13 protein-coding genes are annotated in these 21,702 nt (G+C 51.6%); 5 read left to right on the top strand and 8 right to left on the bottom strand.

Annotated elements, in window-relative coordinates:
- Positions 1 to 17: 17 nt before the first annotated feature.
- Both B7989_RS04070 and B7989_RS04065 read left to right on the top strand, forming a co-directional pair.
- On the top strand, positions 18 to 1,643 hold the full coding sequence (locus B7989_RS04070) for a SpoIID/LytB domain-containing protein (protein ID WP_088627302.1): 1,626 nt from the start codon (positions 18 to 20) through the stop codon (positions 1,641 to 1,643).
- A gap of 4 nt (positions 1,644 to 1,647) precedes the next feature.
- The gene (locus B7989_RS04065) at positions 1,648 to 2,937 is read left to right on the top strand and encodes a tRNA (N(6)-L-threonylcarbamoyladenosine(37)-C(2))-methylthiotransferase (RefSeq protein ID WP_233144238.1); all 1,290 of its coding nucleotides are present in this window, start codon (positions 1,648 to 1,650) and stop codon (positions 2,935 to 2,937) included.
- A 103-nt stretch (positions 2,938 to 3,040) separates the two neighbouring features.
- On the opposite strand, the gene B7989_RS04060 is transcribed toward B7989_RS04065, so the two are convergent.
- Entirely contained in the window at positions 3,041 to 5,836 is a 2,796-nt protein-coding gene (locus tag B7989_RS04060; RefSeq protein WP_144264961.1) for a fibro-slime domain-containing protein, read from the bottom strand.
- 199 nt (positions 5,837 to 6,035) lie between these two features.
- Between B7989_RS04060 and B7989_RS04055 the strand changes: the two genes are divergently transcribed.
- Both B7989_RS04055 and B7989_RS04050 read left to right on the top strand, forming a co-directional pair.
- Complete coding sequence (locus B7989_RS04055) at positions 6,036 to 6,653, top strand: hypothetical protein (RefSeq protein WP_144264960.1); 618 nt, start codon at positions 6,036 to 6,038, stop codon at positions 6,651 to 6,653.
- Positions 6,650 to 9,391 carry a type IA DNA topoisomerase gene (locus B7989_RS04050; RefSeq protein ID WP_088627300.1) on the top strand — a complete coding sequence of 914 codons (2,742 nt, stop codon included), beginning with the start codon at positions 6,650 to 6,652 and terminating at the stop codon, positions 9,389 to 9,391. The genes B7989_RS04055 and B7989_RS04050 overlap by 4 nt, the downstream gene beginning before the upstream one ends.
- Here B7989_RS04050 and B7989_RS13950 read toward each other — a convergent pair.
- Both B7989_RS13950 and B7989_RS04045 read right to left on the bottom strand, forming a co-directional pair.
- On the bottom strand, positions 9,362 to 9,529 hold the full coding sequence (locus B7989_RS13950; protein WP_158212863.1) for a hypothetical protein: 168 nt from the start codon (positions 9,527 to 9,529) through the stop codon (positions 9,362 to 9,364). The two genes, B7989_RS04050 and B7989_RS13950, sit on opposite strands and share 30 nt — an antisense overlap.
- 240 nt (positions 9,530 to 9,769) lie before the next feature.
- Complete coding sequence (locus B7989_RS04045) at positions 9,770 to 11,065, bottom strand: hypothetical protein (RefSeq protein ID WP_088627299.1); 1,296 nt, start codon at positions 11,063 to 11,065, stop codon at positions 9,770 to 9,772.
- Between the two features lie 110 nt (positions 11,066 to 11,175).
- Here B7989_RS04045 and mutL point away from each other — a divergent pair, with 110 nt between their 5' ends.
- Entirely contained in the window at positions 11,176 to 13,059 is a 1,884-nt protein-coding gene (mutL, locus tag B7989_RS04040) for a DNA mismatch repair endonuclease MutL (RefSeq protein ID WP_088627298.1), read from the top strand.
- On the opposite strand, the gene B7989_RS04035 is transcribed toward mutL, so the two are convergent.
- From B7989_RS04035 to B7989_RS04015, 5 genes are all read right to left on the bottom strand, one after another.
- Positions 13,012 to 14,112 carry a lipid-A-disaccharide synthase gene (locus B7989_RS04035; protein ID WP_088627297.1) on the bottom strand — a complete coding sequence of 367 codons (1,101 nt, stop codon included), beginning with the start codon at positions 14,110 to 14,112 and terminating at the stop codon, positions 13,012 to 13,014. The two genes, mutL and B7989_RS04035, sit on opposite strands and share 48 nt — an antisense overlap.
- Before the next feature lie 6 nt (positions 14,113 to 14,118).
- Complete coding sequence (gene dnaE / locus B7989_RS04030) at positions 14,119 to 17,979, bottom strand: DNA polymerase III subunit alpha (RefSeq protein WP_088627296.1); 3,861 nt, start codon at positions 17,977 to 17,979, stop codon at positions 14,119 to 14,121.
- 20 nt (positions 17,980 to 17,999) lie between these two features.
- Positions 18,000 to 18,974, bottom strand: a complete 975-nt coding sequence (locus B7989_RS04025) for a glycosyltransferase family 2 protein (RefSeq protein ID WP_088627295.1) — start codon at positions 18,972 to 18,974, stop codon at positions 18,000 to 18,002.
- Positions 18,975 to 19,040: 66 nt separating this feature from the next.
- Positions 19,041 to 20,975, bottom strand: coding sequence for a LamG-like jellyroll fold domain-containing protein (locus B7989_RS04020; RefSeq protein ID WP_088627294.1), 1,935 nt, complete (start codon positions 20,973 to 20,975; stop codon positions 19,041 to 19,043).
- An 87-nt stretch (positions 20,976 to 21,062) separates the two neighbouring features.
- Positions 21,063 to 21,686, bottom strand: coding sequence for a bifunctional 2-polyprenyl-6-hydroxyphenol methylase/3-demethylubiquinol 3-O-methyltransferase UbiG (locus B7989_RS04015; protein ID WP_088627293.1), 624 nt, complete (start codon positions 21,684 to 21,686; stop codon positions 21,063 to 21,065).
- Positions 21,687 to 21,702 lie beyond the last annotated feature (16 nt).

Genomic DNA, 21,702 nt, shown 5'->3' with positions numbered 1-21,702 from the left:
AACTTAGAGGATTCAGAATGGATTGCAAAAACGTCATTGCGAGGAGCGAAGCGACGAAGCAATCCATTTTTCATTCTTCTTTATTCATTCTCCCTATTCTTGCTTTCTGCGCATCGTTTGCTCTTGCAGACGATGATTTCGACTTACCCGATGACGTGCAAAAAGCTGAAGTACCGGCGAACGCCGAAGAAATTACGGACGGTCCTGTAAATTTCGCGCCCATTGAAGAGACGACGACAAGCGAGCCTGCGCCCGCCAACAATAGTCCCGAAAACATTAGTTCTAAAAAGGTCGCTCCTGCAGCCTCTGCAAAGAGCGACTCTTCTTATAAGGAAAAGAAGAAACGGACGCCTCTGAACAGCAAGTCCGCAAAGGCGATTGCCGATAGCTATTTGCCGCCTCCTCCAGAAGAACCTCCGGTAACAGCGAAGCCCGCCGTTAAAAGCGAAAGCAAACCGAAGGTGGAACAAAAAGCACCTGTAGCAGAAGCATCTGTAACCGATGTGCCGGCCGCATTCAAAGAACACTTGATTCCCGAAGAATTGGACCGCCCGCTTCGCGTAGGCATTTACACCGGCGTCAAGGAACTCTTCCTGAAATACCAAGGCGAAACCGTACGCGTCACGCCGCACGGCAATATGGTGCGTTTTGAGGCCGACGGCAATTCCACCGAAGACATTGCCCACGAATTCAACAGCGAAGATGGCGGATGCCTCGCCGTTGCCGCCGACAAGAAAAGCCTCGGCAAGGCATGCTACCCCGGAAGCATCATGTTCCGCAATACAAACGGCAAGCTCGACGCTATCAATTCGGTGGATGTCGAAGACTACTTGCGCGGAGTGATTCCCTACGAAATCGGCAAGCTGGACAGCAGCCGTATCGAAGCCTTAAAGGCGCAAGCGGTAGCCGCACGCACTTACGCCTACAAGCATTTTAACAGCCGCGAATCCGTAGGCTTTGACGTATACGCCGACACCAAGGACCAAGTGTACAAGGGTCTAGAATCGGCAACGCCCTTGACCGATGCCGCCGTCAAGGCGACCGCAGGCGTGGTGATGACTTATGGCGGCGAATTCATTATCGCCTACTACCATTCTACATGCGGTGGCGTTACCGAAACGCTCGCTACCTGGAACCGCGCCGACCTTCCCTACCTGAAATCTGTACCAGACATGCGCCCCAATGGCAAACCCTGGTGCGATGAGTCCAGCTACATCAAGTGGGAACGTCGTTTTGCCGACAAGGAAATCGCCAAGCTGTTCAAGACGAACGCCACCGAAGCAAAGGCCGTATTTGGCAGTACAAACGGAAAAGATTTCAAGAAGGTCAAATCCATCAAGATTAAAGACAAGTTAAAAAGCGGTCGAATCATGACGCTCCGCGTCGAAACCGACAAGGGATATTTTGACGTTCTGACAGACCGCACCCGCTGGCTATTCAAGAAGGCCGGCACGATTCTGCCGTCCTCCTTCTTTACCGTAAAGAAAGAAGGCAAGGAATGGGTTGTTACCGGCACCGGATTCGGGCACGGCGTGGGCATGTGCCAAATGGGAGTGCGGGCACGTGCGCAGGCCGGGCAAAGCTATCAAGAAATCTTGAGCCATTACTACCAGGGAATCACTCTGGAAAAATTCGATCGGTAAAGCGATGGAAGGCGCCCCCAACAAGCCGCTGCTCGCTGTGATTAGCCAAGGTTGCGCAGCCAACTTTGGCGACGGCGAAAAGATTGCGCGAGTATTCACTGACGAATACCACATTGTCTTTGGAATGCCCGAAGTCAAAGCAAGCGACGCGCAAAAGCCCCAGGCATTCGTGCTGAACGTTTGCACCGTCAAAGGAAACGCAGGAGCGTTAAAGCTGCTGCGCGAAGCATTAAGCAGCGCCCCCGACGCCAAGATTTTCATTACAGGCTGCGCACCGAAAGATTTCCGTGAAGAAGCATCAAAGATAACGGATAAGATCTTATATACGAGCCTGAAGGAACTCGGGCAGGGAAAGCTGACCCTGAAACGAGTTCAGGGTGACAGGGACGGGAACAAGACGCTGCGAGAATCGTCGCTGGTAGGGATCGTCAACATCGAAGAAGGTTGCTTGGATGCATGCGCCTATTGCTCTACGAGGCTCGTCAAGGGCCGTTTGCACAGCTACCCTGCCGCAGACATTATCCAACAAGTAAAAAGCCTTGTAAACGACGGCTGTGTCGAAATCCAGCTGACCGGACAAGATTGCGGCTGCTACGGATTCGATACCGGCACCAACCTAGCCGAACTGGTACAGCAGATTTTAGAAGAAATCCCCGGCAACTACAAGATTCGTCTTGGTATGGGAAACCCGCGCCACATGATGCTTTACCTGGACAAGCTCATCGAATGTTTTAAAGACGAACGCGTCTACAAGTTCATTCACCTGCCCGTGCAAAGCGGTAGCGAAAACATTCTCAAGGCCATGAACCGCAAGCATTCCGCCGACGACTACGTGATGCTTGCCGAAGCATTCAACCAGTTTCCGCTATTCACGCTCAGCACCGACATGATTGTCGGATTTCCCGGCGAATCGGAACAGGATTTCCAATGCACGCTCGACATTCTCGAAAAGACACGCCCGACGGTCTGCAATATCACTCGCTTTGTAGCCCGCCCGAACACGCCCGCCTACAACATGGCCGGCGCCGTTCCCGACGAAGTCAAGCACATTCGTTCTGCCGCCCTTGCCGAAGCCTTCCAGCGCATCGCGGCCGAAAATAACGCCCGCTGGATTGGCCAAACCGAAACCGTGGTCATCGAAAAGCCCGGCTACCGCAAGGGCACCTACATCGCCCGCAACGCCGCCTACCGCCCCGTCGCTATCACTAGCGACCGGCCGCTACAACCGGGCGAACGGTTCACCGTCACCATCACGGACGCCGAACCCTTCGCCCTCATCGGCCGCATCAACTAACCGGCATCACGCTCGCACATCGCCTACTCGAGAATTATTCGAGAACAAATACGAAAAAGCCCCGGCTTCGCCGAGGCTTTAAATCTTTTATGAGAAGCGCCTACTACTTGTTCTTGGCACGCTTGTAGCCGCGTCTGTAAGTTTCAGAAGTACGAGAGTAGTAAACCGTCTGGGCATAAGTGCCGTTACCGGACTTAATGCAAGGACGATATGCTTCCTGAATGAAGGTCACCTGATAAATGTAGGGACCCGTAGCAACGGCTCTACCGTTCTGGGACACCGGATACATCTTAACAGAGATAAAGCCTGCACCGGTTTCGCCATAGTACTTAGAACCATCATCACAGCTACCCTGAGCGGCACCCAAAGCGGCATGGAACTGATCTTCGTTCATGCTCTTCTGGTACTGGCTCACAAAGTGACCAAGGTGGTCAAACACGCGGACGTTGATGCGGAACGGGCCCATCACCGGGTAAGAAACGCTGAAGCAGCTTTCCGTTCCATTTGCAGAATAGCACATCGAAGTTGCGGATTCCTTGCCACCCACATATGCCTTAGTCACACCGTTCACAGAACCATCGGCACTTGTCTGAGAGAACAGCTTCTTTTCATCGCTCGTGAGGGCCAGCGGGTTGTTGTCCTTACCCACGCCACTCGGCACCGAGGTGAACAAGAGGTCGCCAGTGTAGTCCAACGGCAGTTCGCCATCGTGGCTTTCGGCAATATTGGTAAGAATGTTTGCCTGGTTGGTAAAGTCGGGGCGAACGATTGCAGAATCCAACACGAACGGAGAGATAATGGTCGGAGCTCTGAATTCAGCATTCGGCCAATCTTCCGGAGTATCCGGATAACCCACCACGGACTTACCCGAAGAAGAAGTGATCTTGAAGGTCATCTTCTTGTTCCAAGCAATCAAGGAATTCCAGGTAGCCTCATCGACACCTTGAGCCGCATAGTCCGCTTTTTGGATTCCATATTCATCACTATTCACAAATTCCTGATCATAGGGAGAGTTAAACGCTATCTTGTCGCCGCCCACAATAATCGGGTTCTCGGCAATCTGACCGTTTTCGTCCATCAAGACACCTTCAAAGGTATACTGCACACCGGCAGAACCCATGCTAGCACCTTCCTTGACGCTAGTAACATAGTAACCGTAAGTCTTGGTCGTCTTGACACCCGTTGCCGGATCCGTCTCTGTACGCATCACAATAATAGCCGGCACAGTCGATCCAAACGTGGCAAGATTCTGAACCGTCTCGGGGTTCAAAGTCGTATTCAAGAACATGGTCACAGTCTGGTTGCCGTTAGAGTCAAGCTTTGCAGACACGCTACCGATAGCGGGCTGGCCATAGCGAGACGGGGCTAGTTCAGAAAGGGAGCTGCGGATACGCAGGTTAGAACCATCGGACTGACGGTCTGCATAGAAGAAGTGCAGATGGTGCCAGGATTCATCCAGCCAAGAGCCATCAGAAGCAAGCTTCACGGCGCAAGAGTCGAACAGCGGATCGCCTGCATGGCAACCATGACCCATCTGAGACAGGTAGTCCATATCGGCCGTACCGGCAGCAGCAAGGTGAGTACCACCAAGGTCAACCACCAACACGCCATCCACGAAGATCCACATGTCATCGTCACCGGTGAACTTAAAGACTTCTTTCTTGCCCTTCTTGTACTTGAATGCGGCATAACCCATCATGGTAAAGCCGTAATTGCGCAAGTGGCGAAGACCCATGTTACCATTTTTTCCGGCGCCACTCAATGCGGCAGCAATTGCAGCATCCGGGTTCTTCGGGCCACCACTGGCAAGCCATGCATCGCAAAGGGCTGACGTTTCGCTACCCAAGTAATCGGTCTGGGAGCTTGCCCACTGGTAACTATAAGGCGGACAGAAAATAGACAGCGACTGCGGGCCGAACTGATTTTCTTTCATGAACGGGAAAACAAGCGCATTATTATTCATGACGCGAAGCTGGTTGTCATCCAGGGAATCCAACGGGAAGTAGCCGCCGTTGTTCCAGTTCCTGTCAATTTCAAAGTAAGCAGGATCAGCAGCATCCTTGTCCAAGGTCAAAATGGTATTCGTGCGCATATTCGTGCCAGGGACATCTAAATACCACTGTTCAAAATAACCATTATCGCAAGCAGGACGATTTTTCTCAATAATCGGTTCATACATGTCGAGGGCGCACTTGCTCGGATCATCGGCACTGCAATTACCCGGATCAGGCGGGAAGACCAGCTTCTGTTTCACCATGCCCGGAGTCGTATAGACAATCTGAGACCAGGAGTGAGTCTTACATGTCTTAGAGCAAGACTTCTGGTCATCCTTCATTTTGGCGCTCCAAGTGCCCGACGCATCGGAACAAAGGTCTGCCACCAAGCCACGCATCACCTTAAGGCCAAGCGGGTTCAACTTTGCATCGTAAGCGCAATCCTTGAATTCACCGTACCAAGCGTAACCCGTCTGGTCAATCACGCTACGCACATAGTCAGGCGTCGTCGACTCGGCGCCCGAGGGAGTCTTGATATCGTGCGGATAACCATTCACACCAACCGCAACGCCGTATTCGGGAGTCTGGGTGTTACCGCAACCATAAAGAGGATAATTAGAGCGACGAGTCGTCCATTCCGCATCTGCAGAATAAGTAATGTTCCATGTACTCGGGAACTCGCCTACGCAACTTTTACCAATACATTCGCCACCATGGTTGATACTGTTATAAGCTTCTTCCTGGAAGTTTTCAAAGTCAGGGTGAACAACACTAAAGTCACGGATAATAATATCCAATTCGCGTTGATTTTCGGGATCAACCGGAACTGCCTGCGAAGTCACAGTCCCAACAAGTCCAAACAACGCCGCACTAAGTGCAACACGCTTAACAGAATTCAATTTCATAATAATCCAATCACCTTACCCATAATTATAGGTTTAGAATATTCCATCTTAAATATACACCTTTTTTTTGCATTTTATTAACTTTTTATTGTGAAAAATCGTTTAAACAAAGCATTTGCAGGAAGTTCGTGCCAGAAAACACTTATTTTTTACTTGCAAGCGTAACAGGTCTCCACATTTTTCTAAATAATGGCCCATAATGACGTTTTCGACCCTATTTACCATCGTAATGGCCCTCATCTTTGCGCGCATTTTTTGGCTAAAAATCAAGGATGTGAGCATGAAAAGCGAATCCTTTAAGCAGCTTCCGGCCAAAGACCAACTTTCAGTCTTGAAAGAATGCCTTTTGAACAATCCGACCGAAACAAACCTGAAAAATCTGAAAGAGTTTTCCCAGAAACAGGGTGTCGATTTAGACATCGATTCTTACAGGCCGTTCATCAAAAAACAGCAGGAACTGACCCGCCGAAAAGACGCCCTTGCCGAAGACAACGAGCTCTTTACGGCCGAAGCGGAATGGGTCGACAAGATTTTGCCCCTAGAATTTGAAGAAGCAAAGCTTGCCAAGCAAAAAAACCGTCGCGAGGACTACATTCTGCATTCGCTCGAAGGCGTGGCGAGGCTTTACTCGGACCAGGCCATTCTAAACGAACTGGACTCCCTAGTTCAAGACTACCCTAAAGCCAAGGTACTCGCCCAAGGGTACCGCGACCTTATGGACATGCGCGACCAAAGTGGAGCCGACGACGAGTCGCTCAAAAAACTGCGTGCCGCCAAGGAATCCTGGGAAAAATCTCTTTTGGACGTTGAAACGTGATCCTGCTTGTCGCCGAAAAACCGTCTGTCGCAAACCAACACTACCGCCCCATGCTGGAGCGGTTGGAAGGGGAAAAATTTACCCAGGGCGACGGATGCTTGATTGGCAAGAACCACTGCATCACCTGGTGCGTGGGTCACCTGATTACCCTTGCGCCTCTTGACGCCTACCCCGGATTCGAAGGCGGCTGGCGGCTTTCGAATTTGCCCCTGCTCCCCGAGAAATTCAAGCTCATGGAAATCGAGAGCACCAAGAAGCAACTGAATGTGGTGCGCCAGATGATGGAGCAAGCCGACGTTCTGGTGAACGGCGCGGATGCCGGTCGCGAAGGTAACTTGATTTTTGACTTGGTGCTCGATTACACACCCTCTTTTAAGCAAAAGACCATCAAGCGCCTGTGGGTGAACAGCTATGTGGCCAAAGACTTGGACAAGGCCTGGAAGAACTTGGAAGACGCCTCCCAGCGCTTGAATTTAAGCTATGCAGCCCGCTTAAGGCAGCGAGCCGACTGGATGGTGGGCCTGAACGCGACACGCGCCTACACGCTCACCGCAGGGCGCGGCAAGATGATTTCGGTGGGACGAGTACAGACGCCGACCCTGAACCTGATTGTAGAACGCGATACCATCGTGGAGCAATTCAAGGAACTGTACTACTACAGCGTCGTGGGCACATGGAAAGGATTCCAGGCCCAATTGCTCAAGGACGACAAAGTCGCCGTCTTCGAAAAAGAGACGGAAGCGAATGCGGTGGTGGCACGATGCAATCCGCCGACAGAAGCCGCGATCGCCAAAATCGATACCCAGCAAAAGAAGCAGTTCCCGCAAAAGCCTTTTGACTTGACCGAATTGCAGAAAGAGGGCAACAAGCGTTTTAAATACAGCGCCCAGCAAGTTCTGGATTGCGCGCAGAACCTGTACGAAAAGAAACTGCTCACCTACCCGCGTACCGATTCGCAGTACCTGCCCGACACCATGAAGCAAGAAGCCTACGCCCTTGCTCAAAAATTGGCAAACCCGGAGCAGCAAAAGATTTTCCGCACCTTCGACGAGAATTTCGTCTTTATCAATTCAAGCAAGGTGACAGACCACTTTGCCATTATCCCCACCGGAGAAGCCCCGAACGATTTGCCCGAAATGGAGCAGAAGATTTACGACCTGGCCAAGGAGCGTTTTGTGCAGGCATGGCTGAAGCCGTACGTGTGGGACGAAATGGAAATCGCGCTCAACACCGAAAAAGACCTATTCCGTTTGAAGCTCAAGCGCAATGAGGATTTGGGATTCCGCGCCCTCGTCAAGGAAGAAAAGAAGAAAGGGAAAAAGAAGGACGAATCCAGCGGCGAAAAAAGCGGGGAGTCCGAAGGCAAGGGCGACAACGACGAAATTACAAACCTGGTGGAAACTTTCCCGGAATGGGCCGTCGGCGAACACGCGCCTTTTGACAGCGTAGAACTGCAAAAGAAAAAGAAGAGCAAGCCCAAGTACTATACCGAAGCGACGCTCCTGGCCGCGATGAAAACCGCAGGCAAGCAGATCGAAAACGAAGAACTTGCCGAAGCCATGAAGGACCGCGGCTTGGGTACGCCGGCAACGCAAGCAGGCATTATCGAAACGCTCAAGAAACGCGGATTTATCGAAGCGCAAAAGAATTACCTGGTGAGTACCACCCGCGGGCGCGAAGTCATCGCCTTGATGGATGAAAAAGTCAAGTCGCCCGAAATGACCGGCGAATGGGAATACAAGCTTTCGCAAGTAGAAAAGGGCGTGCTCGCGCCTGCAGAATTCCGCGACGGAATCGTTGAATACGTGAAGCAGCTGTTCGCCGATTTGCATGCGCGATACGGCTGCCAGTTCGAGCGCGAAACCGTAACCGAAAGCATTCCATGTCCCAAGTGCGGGAGCGCGCTCGATGTAGCCCCGTGGGGCTACGTGTGCCCCAAGCCCGAATGCGGATTCCGATTCGGGCACACCGTGGCAGGCAAGATGCTTGCCCACGCCGAGATCAAGAAACTGCTCGCCGGCGAAACCGTCGGACCGGTTTCTGGATTCAAGAGCAAGAAAGGCACCGAATTTTCAGCGAAGCTTTCGGTCGATAAGGATTTCAATATTCAATTTGAATTCGAAAGCGATGGCAAGTTCCACGGACAAAAAACAGAATACAAGTGCCCGCTCTGCGGCGCGATTCTCGAAGAAAACAAAAACGCCTTATTCTGCACCAGCGCGACCGATGGAGTTGATTGCAAATTCACGCTATTCAAGACTGTCGCAGGCCATGCGCTTACCGCCGCCGAAATAAACGAGCTCTTTACCAACGGCGAGACGCCGCTGATTCAAGATTTCAAGAGCAAGAAAGGTTCTGATTTCGCCGCACGCCTCAAATGGGGCGAAGGCGAGAACAAGGGCCGCACCGTTTTTGAATTCGCCCACAGGAACCTTCCCTGCCCCGTTTGCGGAGACCAATTGCGTTTTCGCACCGGGACATCGAACCAAGGTAATGGCGAAGCGAATCACGCCGCTTACGTGTGCATGAACCCGCAATGTGGCTTTGGCATTCCGCAAGTATTCTACCAGCGCAAATTTAGCGATGAAGAAGTGGAGGGTTTGCTTAAAAACAAGTTCACGCCGGTTCTGGAGCCGTTCAAGAAGAACGACACGACCTTCCGCGCAGCGCTTGAAATCCGCGACGGCGGCAAACTCGCCTTCAACAAATTAACCGTCGAAGTCATCTCTCAAAAATAAACCGAGAAGCAGCAATGCTTGCATTGCCATTTCCGAGCCGTAGAACAGGCGTAGAAAAGGCCGTAAGGCGAGCGCAGCGGCGGCAAACTTGTTTGCCGACATTGCCGAGCCGAAGGCCTTTCTTTTTTCATTGACCATCCGGTCAATGAAAAAAGAAAGGCCCCTCTAACGAGGAGCCTTTCCTAAGAAGGAGAAAATATGAATCGGTATGTGGAACCTTGAACCTATCAGGAGGGGAGCAATGATAGTGTCGTTTGAGGATTTACCCTTCTACCGTTCACGATTCCAAATATACCCATTTATTTGCCCGCGGGAACTACCAATTTGCTTATTTTCTAAATCCGTTTCGATTACATTTGGGATTTAGTAAACAGGCGTTTACTCTTCGCGGAAAATAATCTTGCACTTCGGTACGAAGCGGAATCCACCGCGACGATGGCGTTCGATTTCAAAGAACTTCTTCACGCCTTCGGACGGATGTTCCGGATCGTCGGAGCCGTTGATATGAGCAATCACGCGGTTCAAGCGGCTTTCGAAGTTCGGACGCAGCGGGTCCATGCAAATAGACGGATCGCGCTTGAATTCACGGTTTTCAAATTCTTCACGACCAGTTGCACTGTATTCGCGCAGCAAGTTGCGGAGAATTCGAGCAGGCACGTTACGCATCAAGTGCTTGTTGTTCACCGAGATAGAATCGTCGCTCTTGTAGTAGATAATCGTCACGGAGTCGTTCATGGCTTCCAAGAGCTGTTCCTGAGCCTTCTGGATCGGTTCCCAGGAATCGAATTCCTGCTTAACCACGGCACTCATGAGCTTGTTGAACGGTTCCGGAGCCACCACATTGGCCTTGTAATCAAAGTAGACCACACCAGCCGGTGCGCCGTAATAGCAACCCTTCTGAATCAGGACTGCGCCAACCTTTTCGTCCACCACATCTTCGGTGGCGCGGATGCAGGCCATCTTCTTTTCGGCTTCGAAGTCCCATTCGAGGCCATATTCGGCAAGGCAATCGCCAAAGGTCTTGTATTCGCCCACCTGGCGGCCATTCACAAACACAAAGCCATCGCGAACTTCGGCAGCAACACGATTTTCAAGAGCTTCCACAAAAGAGGTCTGGCAAGCCTTATATTCAATTTTTTCGTAGCGAGGCGTATTCAGGAGAATAGCTCCGATCTGCACCAAGCCGTTGAACCAGCGCATGGGGTTCGTAATCAGCATACCCGGGGAGTCAAACCGGTAGGTGAAGTATTCCTTGCGGAAACCGTCGACCAGTTCACGGCGGAGGAACTTCGCATTGGAAAGCAGCGGATAACGCTTCGGAATAATATCAAGGCAGAGTTGACGGACGTCTTCAGTTGCATAGAACTGCGAAACATACGGAAGGTAAGAACGAAGCACGCTACGAGCGGGAATCGCTTCGAAAGTGGCGCAACGGTCCATAATGCGCTGTACGAATTCGTCCGGATTTTCGCCACGTTCATAGAGCCAGTTTACCACATTGTTCATCATAAGACGGTGAACACTTTCATCCACGAACGAATCTTCGAAGTAGATGTCGTTTAGCAACTTGACATTGAAACGAGGGTCACGCTTAATGAGAGTCAAGATATCCTTGACAGGATACGAGATGAGCAACTCAATGTGAGTCAACTGAAGGAATAGGTTAGAAAGCACTTTTACCTCACTCTATTGAATGGTATTTTGAAAAACGCCACTCAGCCTTTTCGGACTATTAATTTAGCAAAAATATACGTATTATACCCCCAAAAGGCTATATTTGGGGCATGAAATCGGCTGAAATACACGTTTTATCGGATGAAATCATCAATAAAATCGCTGCTGGCGAGGTCATAGAGCGCCCCGCGTCGGCCGTAAAAGAGCTGATTGAAAACGCCATTGATGCGGGAGCCACCCGTATACAGGTGTCCATCGAAGAAGGCGGCAAGAAAAAAATCCAGGTTACCGACAACGGCAAAGGCATGAACGAGGCCGACCTGGATTTGTGTTACCTGAGGCACACCACCTCCAAGCTTTTTAATGCAGACGACCTGTTCCATTTGCAGACAAATGGTTTTAGAGGCGAAGCCGTAGCCTCCATCGCCGCCGTGTCCAAATTGACCATAACCAGCGCCACCGACGACGGTGACAGCGGCCGAATTATCCTGGAAGGTGGAAACGTTGTTCAAAAACAGGATGTTCAGGCTAGCCGCGGCACGACCTTTTTGGTCGAAAACCTTTTTTACAATACCCCCGTTCGCCGCAACTTTTTGAGCAGCGAAACGGCCGAAAGCACCCGAATTTTCGATGTTGTTCTAAAAACGGCTATTGCGCACCCCGAAATCCGCTTTGATTACAAGGTCGGTGACAAGACCTTGTTTACAGGAGTTCCGGGCGAACTGCGCAACCGTATTGCCGAGGCTATCGGCTCAAAAATCGCAAAGGCGCTTTTGCCGGTCGACTACACCGAAGCCGGTGTACACGTTTGGGGTTACGTATCCCCCACCACCGAAACCAACGGTAAGCGAAACCACCAGTTTTTATTCATCCGCAACCGCCCTATCGAAAGCAAGATGATCAGCAAGGCGGTGCAGCAGGCCTACGAGCCGTACGGCGCCCAGTGCAAGCCTGTTTCGGTACTGTTTTTAGACATGCCGGACATGGAATTTGACGTCAACGTGCACCCCGCCAAGCGCGAAGTGCGTTTTGCCAACCAAAATCTGGTATTCTTGGTGGTGTCCCACGCCATTCGCGACGCCTTTACCAAGGATATGGAGGCCAATTCGCCCTTGATCGACTTGAGCGACCTCCAGGACTGCAAGCCGGAAGTCCCCTACGGATTTGAAGAACCGATTTCTAAGCCGGCTGCCCCCCCCGCTCCGAGCTTTACCCCTAGGGAATTTACCACGAAGGAATCGAGCGGCGACATTCCCGAAATGTCGAATTTCCCGACGGCAGGATTCACTTACGAAAAGCCCCGTAAGAGCGCTCCGCAAAACGATTTAGCTCAAGATTTGTTCAGCACGCCTGAAGCAGGCAAGGTCATTTCGCTGGAAGGCAAGGTAAACGAGACCCCCGAGCCGGGAACCCAATGGGTTCCGCCCACTTTTTTCCAGATTGCCAACACCTACATTGCCGGCGAAGATTCAAACGGCCTTTTGGTGATCGACCAGCATGCGGCCCATTCTCGCGTACTTTACGAACAAGCGCTCGAAACCTTAAGAAACGGGGCCGCCCTGGACAGCCAGGAGCTATTGTTCCCGGAACTCTTGGAACTTTCCAAGCTTGAAGTCGAAGCCCTCAAGAGCGTCGAAGACCAGTTCAGGCATTTGGGCTTTTACATTGAGCATTTCGGTGGCGAGACCTACCAGATTCGCGCCATTCCAAGCGCTCTCCCGCTTTCACGCGCCATCAAGGCGGTCAAGGATTTCTTGGACAGCATCGGTGACGAGGGCAAAAGCGAAGGCGACATGGTCAAGGTGCAAGACACCATTGCCAAGGCTTGGGCAAACACGAACGCCTACCAGGCTGGCGACAAGCTCAAATCCGAAGAAATGGCCGCCCTCGTTAGTCAGCTCATGCTGACCGAGGAACCGCTCAAGTCGCCCTACGGTCACCCGACGTTACTGCGATTTACGCTCGACGAACTGGCCAAGAAATTCAAGCGCTAATTGATCGAAACTTTTCCCGACGGAGAGCTTTTCTGAAAGCTCTTTCGCGACATTTTCTTTTTTGACCTTGGTAAACGACCAAGCGTCGACCCCCGACCACGGGGGGACGATGTGTTCTGAGAATACAAGACGATTCAGAATAATGTTCGGCAATGCGAAAAATTTAGTCTTGATAAACAAACGGCCCAAGCAATAAGTCAACAAATCGGGCTTGGTGCAAACCGTAAAAGAAGCCCCCGACAAGGCAAGTTCCAAGGTCGATGTTCCGGGGGCGGTCAACGCATATTCTGCGCTTTGGTACAGAGCCATTCGCTCCGCCGCACTTTGGGGAGCGACAATCACGGGGACATCATATTTCTTGAAAGCATTCACCAGTTCTTGACGAGCCGCCACCACGACCACATTTTCAGCATTCTCCAACGCTTTCAGATAAATAGGCAAGTTGCGGAGCGCCTGCGCCTTGCGACTTCCGGGAAGAAGGAGAACCTGATTTGCGGCGTCGCGAAGATTCTCGTTGAGAAAATTCTCGCTGCGACAATCTGCATTTTGGATTTCTGCGAACGGATGCTTGACGCGGACCACGTTACAGCCGGCTTCGCGGTACACCGATTCTTCAAAATCAAAGAATACGGCGAGCTTGACGTACGGATTTTCGGCAAGGACCTTCGCGCGTTTGCGCTTCCAGGCCCACACTTGCGGAGGCGCCACATACAAAGCGGGCTTGCGGAGCTCCCCCGCCCGCGCCACCAATTTCATATTAAAGCCCGGATAGTCAATCGCAATCAGCCCGAGACATTCCGGCGATTCCAACGCCGACTTTAGCGCATTGAAACTCTCTCGCAGTTTGAAATACTTGGGCAAGACATCGCCAAAGCCAGAGACCGGCAAGGTTTCAAAATCGACCAAGGGCAACATTCCCGCCGCCTGCATGCGGCGGCCGCCCGAACCTTTTACGGCAAAATTTTGAGAAACGAGAGTCTTGACTAAGGGTTCGCCAACGGAATCCCCGGAGTCTTCGCCCGCGCAAATCAGAATGTACGGCCCGCACGCCATATACTTTTACCGCTTGGCGCGATTCGAGACCCAGACCTTCGCGGCGCCCAATTCCTTACGCAAGAACTGCAGCAATTCCGGAGTATAAACGACCTTCTTGTTCTTCAAGGTAAGCACATGCACGTTGCCGGATTCCGCCTCGACATGGCAGACGATTTCGCAACCGCGTTCGCCTTCGAAGGGTTCGTACTTTTCCATGGCCGTCAGCAACTTGTCGGTGAAGTTGTCATCGATCATCGAAGAATAAACGACCATGTGAATGTGGCTCACCATGTCCGAGCGCACGCGATCCAGCTGAATCACTTCTTCGACAATAATCTGTACGCCATCGCCCATGCGCTGCTGTTCCAGGGTTCCCTTGACAAGTACACGGTCATCAAGCGCCACCGTATCGCGGAACTTTTCCCACAGGTCCTTCTTAAAGAACATTTCTAGGTCGCCGTGGAAATCCTGAATAGACCCCACGCCAATGGTATCGCCCTTCTTGGTTTCAATAGAACGCAGCTTGGTCACCACACCGCCCACAATAACCGTGCCGCCCACATGGCGCGACAGTTCTTCTTCATCCAAGGAACAAGAGGTAAAGCCCTGCAGTTCCGGGCGGAATTCATCGAGCGGATGCCCCGACAAGAACATGCCCACTACGTCACGTTCCTTGTTGAGCATTTCCATAGCAGACCATTCTTCCGCTTCTTCGAGGACTTCGGCAGAGCTATCCATAGAAGGCGCGCCGCCGCCCATGTCAAAGAGCGACATCTGTCCGCGGTCTTTATCTTCTTGGAACCTGGAGGCCACTTCCATGGCGCGGTCTACGGTTGCCATGAGTACGGCGCGGTTGCCCGGGAATTCGTCGAGGGCGCCAGCCATAATCAAGCTTTCGATAAGGCGCTTGTTCATGGGCGGGCGTTTTTCTTTTTGTTCGCCCTGGTATTCGGTCACGCGCTTGCAGAAATCAAAGATGTCCTTGAACTTGCCGCGGCGTTCTCTTTCGGCAATAATGTCTTCGACGACTGCGATACCCACGTTACGAATGCCTGCCAAGCCAAACAGGATCTGGCCTTCCGTATTGGCCACAAATTCGCCCATGGAGGCGTTAATGTTGGGCGACACCACTTCGATATCGAGGCGTTTGCATTCCAGAATGATCGTCACGATATCTTCGGTCTTACCCATCTTCGAGGTCATCGAAGCGGCCATGTATTCGGGGCCGTAATGCGCCTTCAGGTATGCTGTCTGGTAAGCCACGTAAGCGTAAGCGGCCGCATGACTCTTGTTGAATGCGTATCCGCAGAACGGGAGCACCGCATTCCACACCTTTTGAATCATGGCCTTGTCGTAGCCCTTGTCCAAGCATTTCTGGAAAAACTCCGGTTCGAGTTTCGCCATCTTTTCGGGCATCTTTTTAGCCATGATACGGCGGATGTTGTCAGCGCCACCCAGCGTGTAACCGCCCAGAATCTGGGCAAGCTTCATCACCTGTTCCTGGTACACAATCACGCCATAGGTTTCACCCAGCACCTGTTCCAAGTCGGGGTGATAGCAGTCAATTTCTTCTTGGCCGTTCTTACGGGCAATAAAGTGTGGAATCTGGTCAATCGGCCCCGGACGATACAGGGCGTTCATAGCGATCAAGTCAAAGATTCGAGTGGGCTTCAGTTCGCGCAGGTACTTTTGCATACCCGGAGATTCAAACTGGAACACCGTCGTGGTCATCCCCTTGCCGAGCAAGTCGAACGTTTCCTTGTCATCCAAAGGAATATGACCCATGTCAAGTTCAATCGAACGATTCTTCTTGACCATGTTCACCGTGTCTTGAATGATCGACAAGTTGATAAGGCCAAGGAAGTCCATCTTCAAAAGTCCGATGTCTTCGGCGTAATGCTTGTCGTACATCACCACCGGCGTATCTTCGGGGGCGGCACGGTACAAAGGCGCAAGGTTATAAATCGGAGTCGGCGTAATCACCACGCCGCAAGCATGCACACCCGTCTGGCGCGGCAAATCTTCGAGTTTTTTAGCGATATCCCACAGGTTCTGGTAACTGGCGCGGCTATTGATCATCGCCTGCAAAGGTTCCGGGCTGTAGCCATCTTCCAGGTTGTTGCCCTTCTTGTCTTTACCCGTCCAAGCCTGCTTAAGGCTAAAGTTCAAAGTGCGCTGCGGGAACAGCTTGGTAATCTGCTTTGCTTCGGCAGGCGGAAGTCCCAAGACACGCGCTACGTCGGTAATCACCGCCTTCGATTTCAGCATGCCGTAGGTAATAATCTGGCCCACGCATTCCTTGCCGTACTTGTCCGTCACATACTGAATCACGCGACCGCGGTCACGGTCCGCAAAGTCGGTATCGATATCCGGCATGGACACGCGTTCGGGGTTCAGGAATCGTTCAAAAAGGAGGTCGAAAGTCAGCGGGTCGATGTCGGTAATACCGATAATGTAGGTGACCAGAGAACCAGCAGCAGATCCACGGCCCGGGCCCACGGGAATCCCATGTTCACGAGACCAGTTAATGAAGTCCCACACAATCAACAGGTAGCCCGCCACGTTCATGTTGCGAATACAATTCAGTTCCTTGTACATGCGCTTTGCCACATCGGTTTCGTGGGCAGGGAACTTAAAGTCTTCTTTCGGGAATCGCCACTTGAGACGCTGATTACAAAGGTGCGTAATATAAATGTCGGCATCGCCGCCCGGTTTACACCAACGGCGCACACTCTTGTCCCAAGCCTTATTGTCGTCTTCATCAAAAAATTCCGGCTGCGACAGGCGTTCAATTTCAGCCTTGTCTTCGTCGGTCAGGGCATCTTCGGCAATTCCCTTGTCTGCACAATAGGTCGCCGTCACCTTTTTCTTTTTGTCCTTGATGATACCCTTGAGTTCACGTTCGCGTACGACCGGATATTCCGCGTCGTATTCCGCCTTCATGATGGCCTTGATGTTCTGGTATTCATCGGAAGCCAAGAAATCTTCAGGAATCTTGAAGCGGGGCCAGAATTCATCGCCGATACCGGTCTTGACCGTATAATTACAGCGATCTGCAATCTTGACCGTATTTTCGATGGCACCCGGGATATGCCCGAACAGTTCCACCATTTCGGCTTCGCTGCGGAAATAGAACTTGTCCGTCGGAAAGCGCTTGTCATCAAAGCCGTTCAGCGTTTCTTTAAGCGAAATGCAACGCAAGACCTTATGCGCTTCGGCATCTTCGGCCTTAATGTAATGGACGTCTGCCACCGCCACAATTTCGCGGCCCAATTCACCGGCCAACTGAACGTTATAATCGTTCAGCAGTTTCTGCTGAGGCACCCCGTTGTCGCACACCGAAATGTACAGATGGTCGTGGTCAAAAATCTTGTCGAGGGCTTCCATGTATTCGCGGGCAACGCTATTGCGCCCCGCCGCGACACTCTGGCCGTACTTGCTAAAGAAATCGCCTGCAATGGCAATAATGCCTTCTTTATGCTCTTCGATAACCGACAGCGGAACCGAGGGGATTTCTGCCCAGCGGTCACCGTCTTCGTAGCGGTAACTCACAATGCGGAGCAAGTTGTAATATCCCGCTTCATTTTCGACCAGAAGCGTCAATCGCTCAAATGTAATCGGATCTTTCTGGTTTGCGCTCGAAGTGTCCACATAAATGTGGCAGCCGTAAATTGTCTTTACCGGCGGGAGGCCCTTTTCTTTGCGGGCCTTGTTCATGTCTTTTCCACGGGTCTGGATTTCTAGAATACCGAACATGGCACCATGGTCGGTAAGGGCGACTGCAGGCGCGTTTTCGGCGGCGGCGGCAGCCAAAATGCCGTCTAGACGGGCGGAAGACTGTAAAACAGAAAATTCAGAATGAACTTGCAGGTGAACAAAGGCCATACCTGCAATTTAGAAAGTTCTTATTCAGCAATCGGATACAAGGCCAAAATTTCGCGGACTTTAGCACTGACGTTACCGAATTTCTTTTGATAACGGCGGCGGGTAGAAAGTTCTTCCGGAAGCTTTGCCAAAGCTTGCAACCAAGCCTTCGCCAGGGCTCCACAAATAGCAATTTTTGAAAGCTTTTTTCCATCGCCGGACTGCCCGGGGACACCCCCCTTGGCCATATTCAGGTAACGCACAAATCCACGAACCGGGAGCTTCAGGATATCGCCTGCCGGCAGCAAGCGGACCGCGGTACGCAAGCGGTTGCGTTCCGAATAAAATAACTTGCGCGGCGAGTAGCGAACCGTCGTCATGGAACGTTCATGATAGACCTTCGCCTCGGGGCAAAAGATGGTCCTGTACCCGGCAAGATTATGGCGGAAATACCATTCCGTTTCTTCGAAGAACAAGAAGAAACTAGCATCCATTCTGCCAGCCGCCTTTGCTGCGGACTTTCGGAAACTCATCACGGCTCCATAGCAGCCAAAAACTTCTTTTTCGCGGACATCGGCATCGGCGATATTCAAGCCGCTCGCTTCGTTTTTGGCAAACAAGTCCGGGCCAAATTGTACGCCCACGGCATTCACTACCCCGCTCTTTTCCATCACGAGGCTTGCGATAGAACCAGCTTCGGGATGGCGATCGAAACACTTCAAAAGATTTTCCGCCCAAGTCGGGTCAAATTCCAGGTCCATGTTGCAAAGCACCTGGATATCGGCGTCCATATTTTCGAGGAGTCCGTTACAGGCGCCCGCATAGCCCAAGTTCTCGGAGTTTTCGATTACCTTGCAGTCGAGCCCCTGTTCTTTCAAAAGCTGAATAGAATTGTCGGCCGAGGCGTTGTCATAAACAAGGACTCGCACTTTTTCCGTTTGTGCAAGCAAGCTTCTGACGCACTCCGAAAGTTCAGAGCCGCCGTTATAATTGATAATACCGACATCTATTCTCATATTCACCTAAAACAAGAAAGGGACCCGCAGGTCCCTTCAAATATAGTTTAAACTAGTCAGCGAGAATTACAGACCGTAGTAGCGGATGTAATCGATTTCGCCGTTAAAGAAGCGATTGTGCTTGGCCTGATTTACAGCGTCGTACGCGATACCGATGTCGTAACCCAGCTGAGAGACATCGCCCGAGGCGCCTGCCCAAGCGGTGCGCTGACCGTTCTGGTAGACAATCACGGAGTCGGCGGTACGTTCCACGCGGATATCGTTCCATTCGCCAAGAGCAAGTTCCTTACCCTTGAGGACGTTCCATTCCGTGCCGTCGACGTCGGCATCGCGGAAATGAACCGTGAGAACGCCATTGTCAACACGGACAATCCAGCCATCGCCATAGCGTCCAGGAGGCTCGGCAGCGATGATGTTCTGCATTTCGCCAAATTCAGCCGGCTTGACGCGAGCGGTTACAGCGAAGGTATTGCGCATGAACACTCTCGAGAGGTTAATCGGCAGACCGGATTTGCCATCGAGGACAAGCGTGGTATCGGCAACGACCGGATTACCAACAGCAACCTTCGTAGAATTGTTTGCCATACGGTCAAGGCCGACAAACTTCGGTTCGTTGAATTCCCAGGCAGCAAGCAGCCATTCATTCTTGGCTACCACCGCACCTTCGGTAAAGCCCTTGAACACACCGAAGCGGATATAATCCATTTCACCGATGAAGTAGCGATCATGGAAAGCCTGCTGCATGCCATCGTAACCGATACTCCAGTCGTAGGCCATTTGAGTCAGGTCACCCGTATAGGCAACGGCAACCGTCACTTCGCCATCCTGGAACAACTTGACACTGTCGGCGTTGCGTTCCAGACGGATTTCGCACCATTCATTGAGAACCATTTCCTTGCCCGGGAAAACGTTCCAATCGTCGTAATCCTTTTCGGTGTCGCGGAGATGGACCGTAAGCACGCCATTGTCAATGCGGATAATCCAGCCGTCAACACCACGTCCAGGAGGCTCGGCCACAATAATATTCTGCATGGTACCGAACTGCGTCGGCTTCACGCGGGCTTCGACCACGAATTCGTTGATCTTGATGTCATTTTCGAGAGACACCTTAAGACCCGATTCGCCATCGAAACTTGCAATGCCGGAATCCGAAGAAACAGTACCTTCACCAGCAATTGCATCATGTCCGTGACCCGTTACATCGAGGCCGACATTTTCAGGATCGTTGAAATCCCATTCGGCAATCCATTCGGTTATCACGGTGTCCTTGGTAAGGTCAATCGTGTCGACCACAGTCTGCACGGTATCGATCACCTGGACAGAATCAATCGGCGTGTCTTCGATTTCGTCGACATTTTCGACGCCAATCTGTTCCACGGAGCCGTTGTTGCAGTGGCACTGGCCCGGAACAAGGATATCAAAGCCAATCGTAAGCTTGCCGCTCACCTGGACCACCTTGCCGGAATCGTCCTTGAAGGCGGCAACAATCTGGCCGTTGACCCAGAACACGACGATCTTACCGGCGCGTTCCATACGCACGTTGGCAAGAGACTTCTTTTCGATATGCTTGTCGGTCTTGAACTTGTGCCAGTCGCCGTCGCCATGGTTACGCCAAGAATACACGATAGCGCCACCTTCAACCTGAATCATCCAGGCGGCACCGTCGCCATCGACGCCGGCAGAAGCAACCGTATACGTAGAATCGTCTTCGACCTGCACGTCTGCATCGACCGCAAAGTTGTCACTCTGCAGGGTCGTATCTACATCGACAGACACAGTCTTCGAAGAATCAGCGGTAGAACCGGAAAGATCCCAGGATTCCACAACAGAACGCCTGTACTTGGCGAGGTGCGTCTGGGCATCTGCGATATTCACGCGGATCACGTTCTGTTCTTCGCTCACGGAGCCAGTCAACGAAGACGATGACGACTCGGTGGAGCAACCGAACATTCCGAGCATCGCCATCGAGGCGAGCGCGGGGATTGCATACCATTTTTTCATTTTGTCTCCTTCACCCCTTTATTCTGGGTAAACATTCACTGTAAGAAAATAATATTTTCCAACGTAGAAAGCAAGTGGGAATGTAAACTACTTTTTAATTTTGGTCAAAAATCCGTACTGGAACGGGATATAACTCAAATGGGCCAGGATATTGGGCATGAATTTGAGCTGTTTGCGGATACCCACGATGCGTTCCACCTCGAGACCATTTTCCTTGGCGAAGCGGATAAAGCTCTTTTTGGTCCAGAAAGTCTTGTGGTTGATATCAAGGACGCCGAGTGCACGTTCACCCTGGTCCACCTTGACATAGCGGAAATCCCTGGTCAAGACAATCTTGAGGATGTTTTCAACGCAAATAAAATTGGGGAGCGAAAGGAGGATATGGCCTTCCGGAGTCAAATGCTGCTTGCAGAAATTGATGAGGTCTACCGGATCGTTCACATGTTCCAGCACGTCGCACATGACTATCAGGTCGAACTTGCGGTCTTCTTTATAGTCTTCGTAAAGCACATGGTGGTATTCGTTAAAACCGCCCGGGAAATTATCCGCCGTCTGGCAGTCGGTACGGTTTTCGGGTTCGATAGCCACCTTGTAGGAATCCTTCGGGTAAATCACGCAGTTCTTGCCAGAGCCGGCACCAATTTCCAGAACACTCTTGGCATCTTTCGGAACAAGCATGGCAATGTCGTAACGAATTTTATTCGGGTACATAAAACCTCTTTTTTTA

The organism is Fibrobacter sp. UWB5 (genome assembly GCF_002210295.1).
Classification (GTDB): Bacteria; Fibrobacterota; Fibrobacteria; order Fibrobacterales; family Fibrobacteraceae; genus Fibrobacter.
This window is presented reverse-complemented; position numbering and strand designations above follow the sequence as displayed.